Origin of the sequence: Paraburkholderia sp. Ac-20347 (assembly GCF_017104805.1) — a bacterium.
Lineage (GTDB): Bacteria > Pseudomonadota > Gammaproteobacteria > Burkholderiales > Burkholderiaceae > Paraburkholderia > Paraburkholderia tropica.
Window position 1 is genome coordinate 1 of record NZ_JAAGPN010000384.1, and the last position, 5,459, is coordinate 5,459.

At 67.4% G+C, this 5,459-nt stretch carries 5 protein-coding genes; 2 read left to right on the forward strand and 3 right to left on the reverse strand.

Annotation, left to right across the window (positions count from 1 at the left end; all coding sequences use genetic code 11):
* From G3N97_RS35820 to G3N97_RS35830, 3 genes are all read right to left on the reverse strand, one after another.
* Nucleotides 1–853, reverse strand: an 853-nt coding sequence (locus G3N97_RS35820) for a bile acid:sodium symporter family protein (RefSeq protein ID WP_205997550.1), incomplete at its 3' end; no start/stop codon positions are given.
* Between the two features lie 287 nt (nucleotides 854–1,140).
* Nucleotides 1,141–2,562, reverse strand: a complete 1,422-nt coding sequence (locus G3N97_RS35825) for an MATE family efflux transporter (RefSeq protein WP_205997551.1) — start codon at nucleotides 2,560–2,562, stop codon at nucleotides 1,141–1,143.
* A 176-nt stretch (nucleotides 2,563–2,738) separates the two neighbouring features.
* Complete coding sequence (locus G3N97_RS35830; protein ID WP_065061283.1) at nucleotides 2,739–2,960, reverse strand: RNA-binding S4 domain-containing protein; 222 nt, start codon at nucleotides 2,958–2,960, stop codon at nucleotides 2,739–2,741.
* A 375-nt stretch (nucleotides 2,961–3,335) separates the two neighbouring features.
* Here G3N97_RS35830 and G3N97_RS35835 point away from each other — a divergent pair, with 375 nt between their 5' ends.
* Nucleotides 3,336–3,785 carry a hypothetical protein gene (locus G3N97_RS35835; protein WP_074983858.1) on the forward strand — a complete coding sequence of 150 codons (450 nt, stop codon included), beginning with the start codon at nucleotides 3,336–3,338 and terminating at the stop codon, nucleotides 3,783–3,785.
* 194 nt (nucleotides 3,786–3,979) lie between these two features.
* Nucleotides 3,980–5,459, forward strand: a 1,480-nt coding sequence (locus G3N97_RS35840; protein WP_346778170.1) for an ATP-dependent helicase, incomplete at its 3' end; no start/stop codon positions are given.

Below are 5,459 nucleotides of genomic sequence, written 5' to 3' on the forward strand. Positions count from 1 at the left end.
TTACCGAGAACAGCGCGCCCGGCAGGGCGGCGAGCGGAGAGAAGTAGAGCTTGCCGAGCGTCGCCGCGAGGCCGGAGTTCTGCATGCCCACTTCGATCGCGAGCGTGCGGCACACGGATTCGTCGAAGCCGAGCAGACGGCCGCCCCAATACCCGCCGAGCAGGCCGATGCCGTTGTGCAGCACCACGCCCAGCGCCACGACCGGACCGACTGTCGCGATGCTCGCGTGCGTGCCGCCCACCACGGCGGCGATGATCGCGAGGATCGAGACCATCGAGACGAGCGGCAGCACCGGTTCGACGCGGCGCACGAGGCCGCCCGCGAGCCGGTTGACGATCAGCCCGACGACGATCGGCAGACCGACGATCTGCAGGATGCTCATCAACATGCCATGCACGTCGACGACGATCGACGCGTCCACGTAAAGGCGCGTCAGCAGCGGCGTCGCGAACACGCCGACGAGCGTCGAGAGCGCACTGATCGTCACCGACAGCGCGACGTCGCCGCGCGCGAGATAGATCATCACGTTCGAGGCCGTGCCGCTCGCCACGCTGCCCACCAGCACCATGCCGGCGGTGAGGTCGGCGGGCATGTGCAGGGCTTTCGCGATCACCCACGCGGCAAGCGGCATCACGAGGTAGTGCAGCAGAATGCCGGCCGCCACGGGCGCGGGACGCGTGAACACGCGCTGGAAATCGGCGAACGAGAGCGTCACGCCCATCGCCAGCATGATGATCATCAGCAGCGTCGTGACGTGCGGCGCGATGGGCGCGACGACGCCCGGATTGAAATACGCGGCGAGCGACACGAGCACTGCCCAGAGCGGGAACAGTCGGGTAATCGGGGCGAGCATGGAAGCGTGGTCCGTGAGAGGGTTCGTTTTCTTGATGACGGCGCGTGGCGGCGCGAGCGGCATGCCGGGGTGGCCGGCACGGCGTCGCGGGTCCGGTCGTTTGGTCGTTCAGTCGTCCGGTCGTCCGATCGTCCGATCAATGCGCGCGGAATTTTCCTGCCCTCGTGGGACGGATGGCGGCGGGCGCCAGCCGCGTATTCTAACCGCTCGCGTCTGGCGGCCCTGGGGGCGTTCTGGTCCGTCGTTGGCGGTCAGGCGCGGGTGCGCACCTGACGCGCCGGCGCGCTTCAGACAGACTGCGAGCGCGCCGCCTCGGTTTCCGCGCGCAGGCTCATGCGGTGAAAGCGCCACGTCATCAGCACGGCCACGCTCGCGAGACCGGCCGCGAGTCCCCACCAGAGGCCGAGCGCACCATAGCCGAAATGGAACGCCAGCGCATAGCCGACCGGAAAACCGATGCCCCAGTAGCCGAGCGTCGCGGCCAGCATCGGGATGCGCGTGTCCTTGAGGCCGCGCAGGCAGCCGGAGCCGACCGTCTGCATGCCGTCGACGATCTGGAAGATCGCCGCCACGCCGAGCAGCGAGGTGGCGAGCGCGACGGTCTGCGCGTTGGCCGGATCGTCGAGATGCAGATAGAGCCCGACGATCCAGTGCGGCGCGAGCACCATCACGAGCGCCGACATCGACATGAAGCCCACGCCCAGCGCCAGCGCGACGAAGCCCGCATGGCGCGCCGCGCGCGGCACGCCCGCGCCGATCCAGTAACCCACGCGCACGTTGCCCGCCTGACCGATCGAGAGCGGCACCATGAACATCACCGAAGCGACGTTCAGCGCGATCTGGTGGGCGGCGAGCGGCATCGCGCCGAGCAGGCCCATCAGCAGGCCGGTCGCGAGGAACAGCGTCGCTTCGACGGCATAGGTGATCGCCACCGGCCAGCCGATGGAGAACAGTTCGCCCATCATCGGCGCGCTCGGACGGCGCGCGACCACGAAGTGCTGATGCGACGGGCGCAGATGCAGCAGCGCCATCAGCACGAGCGTGGTGAGCCAGATGGTGACGGCGGTCGCCGCCGCCGAGCCGAGAAAGCCGAGGCGCGGCAGGCCCCAGACGCCGTGGATCAGCCCGTAGTTCAGGAAGCCGTTGAAGAACACGCTCGCGATCGAAATCCAGAGCAGCCGCCGCGCCGCGCCGATGGCGGGCAGGAACGAGCGCATCAGCCCCACGCCGATCAGGCTCGCGGGCGCGCCCCAGCGCAGCACCGACGCGTATTCGCCGACCTGGCGCGCGAGCACGCCCGGTTCGCCGAGCGCGTGCAACAGCGGCTCCGCGAACGACAGCAGCGCGAACGCGGGCAGCGCGAGCACGAGCGAGAGCGCGAAACCGGTCCAGTAGATATGCGGCACGCGATGCAGATCGTCGGCGCCGCGCGCCTGCGAGACGCTCACGCTCACCGAGGTCAGCACGCCTTGCAGCACCGTCACGACCACGAAGAACAGATTCGCGCCGAGTCCGCCCGCCGCGAGCGCGCCCGCGCCGAGCGAGCCGAGCAGCACGGTGTCGGTGACGCTCATCGCCATCTGCGACAACTGGGCGATGGCGAGCGGTGCGGCGAGACGTGCGGTGTCGGCGGCGTGGCGTTTCAGCGTGGGCGGCGCAATGGCGCGGCTGGCGCGGTCGGTGCGCGCCGGGGAGGTCGTTCGGGTCATGAAAGGCAAGCGGCGCGAAGTATCGCGCCGCGTCGGAAAAATGCCTGGGGATCGAATCCGGAACTGCAGGCGGGGACGGCTCAAGCGCCTTGATCGGCTGCGAGCCTACCTGCCGAGATTACCTGTCTTTCAGACAAAAAGCACCTGTGTGGTGCATGTGCGGCCGGCGCAGCCTGTTACTCCGGCTCGTGAATCGCGATGCGCGTGTCGCCGAGCAGCACCGACTGGCCCGCGCGGATCTTGCAGGTCTTGCGCAGTTCGACTTCGCCGTCGACCTTCACCGCGCCGGACGAGACGATCTGCTTGGCCGAGCCCCCGCTGTCGGCGAGTCCGGTGATCTTCAGGAGGTTGTGCAGTTCGACGTAGTCGCCGGTCAGCGTGAAATCGAGATTGGGCATGGCGCGTGGAAATCGGTGAAATTGGAACAAAAGCGCGGAACAATGGCGCGCGCCGTGGCGGCGCGGAGGGTGAGCATCATAAGCGATTGCGCGCGGCGCGGTCCGGGAGGCGTGGCGCTCGGGCGTGGTTACATGTCGGGGCCAGATGTTATGAATTCGTCAGCAAATGAAACGCTGCGTAACGTCGCGGGACGGCGCGCGGATCTTCAGATGAAAATGGATTCACCGAAGCGAGACCGCCAGGCTGCGCAGATTTGCCCGACCACGGCGGCTCCATCGGGCGGGAGCAGAGCGCATGACAGCGCGAAAGCGGCGGGCACGCCCGTTGCAGGACTGATCCACGCCAATTCCCGGAACTACTCAAGAGGATACGCCATGACCCAGATTCGCAAGCTGCTGACCGCTACCGCCATTGCCGCCACCGCCGCTGCCTTCGCGCAGGGCGCGTTTGCCCAGACCGCCACGCCGGCGGCGGGCGATGCGCCGACGATGGCCCCGGCTACCGCGCCGAGCCAGGCGCCGGCTGCCGCGGGCATCGCGCAACCGGCGCCCGCGCCGCAAAATCTGACCGCGCCGCAGCCGACCGATCCGCTGGTGCAAAAGCGCAACGCCAACGCGGCGGCCAGCGCCGAGTACCGCAGCGCCAAGAAGTCGGCGAATTCCGAGTACAAGGACGCGAAGAAGCAGGCCAAGACGCAGTACAAGTCGGAGGTCAAGGACGCGAAGATCAACCGCAAGGCTGACCGTCAGGCCAACGATTCGGAAATGAAGGATCAGATGAGCGGCCAGTCGGCGCAGCAGCAGGGCGGCGCGCAGCAGCCGTAATCCGCGCCGGTTCTAAGAAGTTGCAAGGCGGCGGCGTCCGGTAACGGACGCCGCCGTTTTTTGTTGCGCCGGGAAGTTGACGCATAAATATCGCCAGATCGCGCCAGATCAGTCCACGATCGAGCGCTTGCGGGTGCGGGGTGTATGGATATACAGTATGCGTCGCCGCCTTTTACGGATTCTCCGCGCCCGCCGTGTCCACTCCTGTTTCCAGCGATTCCCTCGTCGATCCTGCCAGCGCCGTCGTTCAGAACGTCGCTCAGGACGTTGCGGCCTATCTCGCCAAGCTCAACGAGGCGCAACGCGCCGCCGTCGAGCATGGCGGTCCGCAGGCGTTCGCGCCGGGTGCGCCGCTGCCGGAACCGCTGCTCGTGATCGCGGGCGCGGGTTCGGGCAAGACCAACACGCTTGCGCATCGCGTCGCGCATCTGGTCGTGAACGGAGCGGATCCTCATCGTATCTTGCTGCTAACGTTCTCGCGCCGCGCGGCGCAGGAAATGACACGGCGCGTCTCGCGCATCGCCGCCGGCGTGCCGGGCGCGGCCGCCGTGCTCGCGCAGGGGCTCACGTGGGCGGGCACGTTTCACGGCATCGGTGCGCGGCTGCTGCGTGAATACGCCGAGCAGATCGGTTTGTCGCCGGCCTTCACGATCAACGATCGGGAAGATTCCGCCGATCTCATGAACCTCGTGCGGCACGAGTTGGGATTGTCGGCGAAAGAGAAGCGATTTCCCGCTAAATCCACCTGTTTGGCGATTTACTCGCGCGTGGTCAATACCGGCGACTCGCTCGCCGACGTGCTCGCGCGCTCGTTCTCCTGGTGTATCGAATGGGAGCCGCAACTGCGCGCGCTGTTCGCCGCCTACGTGGATGCCAAACAAAAGCAGAACGTGCTCGATTACGACGATTTGCTGCTGTATTGGGCGCATATGGCGCAAGAACCCGTCATTGCGGCCGATCTCGCCACGCGCTTCGATCACATTCTCGTCGACGAGTATCAGGACACGAATCGCCTGCAGGCGTCGATCCTGCTCGCGCTCAAGCCCGACGGTCGCGGTCTGACCGTCGTCGGCGACGATGCGCAGGCAATTTACTCGTTTCGGGGCGCAACAGTACGCAACATCCTCGATTTCCCCGCGCAGTTCGATCCGCCCGCGCGTCAGGTCACGCTAGAACGCAACTACCGGTCGACGGAGCCGATCCTCGCCGCGTCCAACGCCGTGATGGACGCCGCCACCGAGCGCTATACGAAGAACCTCTGGACCGATCGCGCCTCACAGCAGCGTCCGCGCCTCGTGACGGTCGCCGACGAGGCCACGCAGGCGCGCTACGTCGTCGAGCAGATTCTGGAGGCGCGCGAGGGCGGCATGAAGCTCAAGCAGCAGGCCGTGCTGTTTCGCGCCGCGCACCACAGCGCGACGCTCGAAATCGAGCTGGCGCGGCGCAATATCCCGTTCGTGAAATTCGGCGGCCTGCGTTTTCTCGACGCCGCGCACGTAAAAGACGTGCTGGCGGTGCTGCGCTGGGCCGAGAATCCGCTCGACCGCGTAGCCGGGTTTCGCGTGACGCAGCTGATGCCGGGCGTCGGGCCGGCGACCGCCGCGCGTTTGCTCGATCAGGTCGCGGCCTGCACGGGCGCGTATCGCGCCGCCGAAGCGCTCGCCGCATTCGCGC